The organism is Streptomyces sp. NPDC050619 (assembly GCF_040654815.1).
Taxonomy (GTDB): Bacteria; Actinomycetota; Actinomycetes; order Streptomycetales; family Streptomycetaceae; genus Streptomyces.
Map to the genome: position 1 here is coordinate 1 of NZ_JBFAIR010000125.1, position 1,887 is coordinate 1,887.

At 70.0% G+C, this 1,887-nt stretch carries 2 protein-coding genes; one reads left to right on the forward strand and one right to left on the reverse strand.

Annotation, left to right across the window (positions count from 1 at the left end):
• Positions 1-1,701: type I polyketide synthase (locus AB0I77_RS53405; RefSeq protein WP_363290306.1), on the reverse strand; the 1,701-nt coding region annotated here is incomplete at its 3' end.
• On the opposite strand from AB0I77_RS53405, the gene AB0I77_RS53410 reads away from it, so the two are divergent.
• Positions 1,609-1,887 (forward strand): hypothetical protein (locus AB0I77_RS53410; protein ID WP_363290307.1); only part of this gene is annotated, 279 nt, incomplete at its 3' end. The two genes, AB0I77_RS53405 and AB0I77_RS53410, sit on opposite strands and share 93 nt — an antisense overlap.

The following is a 1,887-nucleotide window of genomic DNA, read 5'->3' on the forward strand; positions in this document are numbered from 1 at the left end:
GGTGGGGTGGTCGAAGATGAGGGTGGCGGGCAACTGCAACCCGGTCACGTTCATCAGACGGTTCCGCAGATCCACCGCCGTCAGCGAGTCGAAGCCCAGCTCCTTGAACGCCCGCGACGCATCCACCGACCCCGCCGACGCATGCCCCAGCACACCCGCCACCTCGGCCAGCACCGTCTCCAACAGCACCCGCTCCCGCTCCGCCGAACCCAAAGAACGCAACCGCTCCACCACACCACCACCAGCCCCGCCACCCGAAGCCGCAACCCCCCAACGCCGCCCCACCACAGGCACCAAATCCCGCAACACAAACGGCACCCGGCCACTCCCGTCCGCCATGGCAGACGTACGCAGTGCTGCGGGAACAGCGGTCGGCTCGTTGACGGTCAGAGCCGTATCCAGCAACGCCAGCGCCTGATCCACCGCCAACGGCGGGAAACCCCCGCGCCGCAACCGCGCCACGTCCGCCCCCTCCAACCGGCCCCCCATACCGGCCTCCCACATACCCCACGCCAGCGACACCGCCGGCAGACCCTGAGCACGACGGGCCAGCGCCAGGGCGTCCAGGACATTGTTCGCCGCCGAATAGGCCGCCTGACCCGCATTGCCCACCACACCCGCGAACGACGAGAACAACACAAACGCCGACAGATCACGATCAGCCGTCAACTCGTGCAAATGCAGCGCCGACTCAGCCTTGGCAGCCAATACGCGGGCCACCCGCTCCGGGGTGAGATCGGTGACCAGGGCGTCATCCAGGACACCCGCCGCATGCACCACACCGCCCAGCTCAACACCGTCCAGCACGGCAGCCAGCGCCTCACGGTCGGACACATCACACGCCCGCACCCCAACGCGGGCACCCAACTCCTCCAGATCCGCCACGAGTTCGGCAGCACCGGGCGCCTCGATCCCACGCCGGGAGACCAGCAGCAAGTCCCCGACCCCCTGCCGGGTGACCAGGTGCCGGGCCACCTCCGCGCCCAGACCACCTGTTCCCCCGGTGATCAGGACCGTGCCCTGGCCGCTCCACGGCGACGGCACCCGCAGCACCACCTTCCCCGCATGCCCGTCCCGCCCCAGCAGCCGCAACGCCCCCGCAGCCCTGGCCAGGTCATAAGCAGTCACCGGCACCGGATGCAGCACACCCCGCTCGAACAGCTCCAGCAGCACCGCCCACATCTGCGCGATCCGCTCCGGACCCGCATCGATGAGGTCGAGCGCGGAGCAGTCGATGCCAACCTCGCCCTGTACCAACCGCAACGACGCGTCCATGAACTCACCCGCGAGCGAGTCCACCACCACATCGACGCCCAGATGCCGGGCCACCTGCTCGGCAGCCACGCCGACACCGCCGGCGGCATGGACCAGCACCGACTCGCCCGCCCCCAGACCGGCACGCTCCACCAACGCGTAGTAAGCCGTCAGGAACACGACCGGCACCGACGCCGCCTGCTCGAAGGTCCACCCCTCCGGAACCCGCGCCAACAACCGCGCATCGCTCACCGCCGTCGAAGCGAACGCCCCGTCCAGCAAACCCATCACCCGATCACCGACCACCAGGCCGGTCACGTCTGGGGAGACCTCGACCACCACACCGGCACCCTCATGACCGAGGCGGCCCTCATCGCCGGGACGGGTGTCCAGCACACTCCGCACGTCACGGAAGTTCACCCCCGCGGCCCGTACCGCCACCCGCACCTCACCGGCCCGCAACCCACGCGGCTCCTCCGGAACCAGCCCCACACCGTCCAGACGACCACGCTGCCCGACCTCCATACGCCACGACAGCCCCGAAGCCACAACCGGCGGCACCAGCAGACCATCGGACGCCATCCGTGCGAGGCGTGGTACCCAGGCCTCGCCATCGCGGAGGGCGAGCTGGGG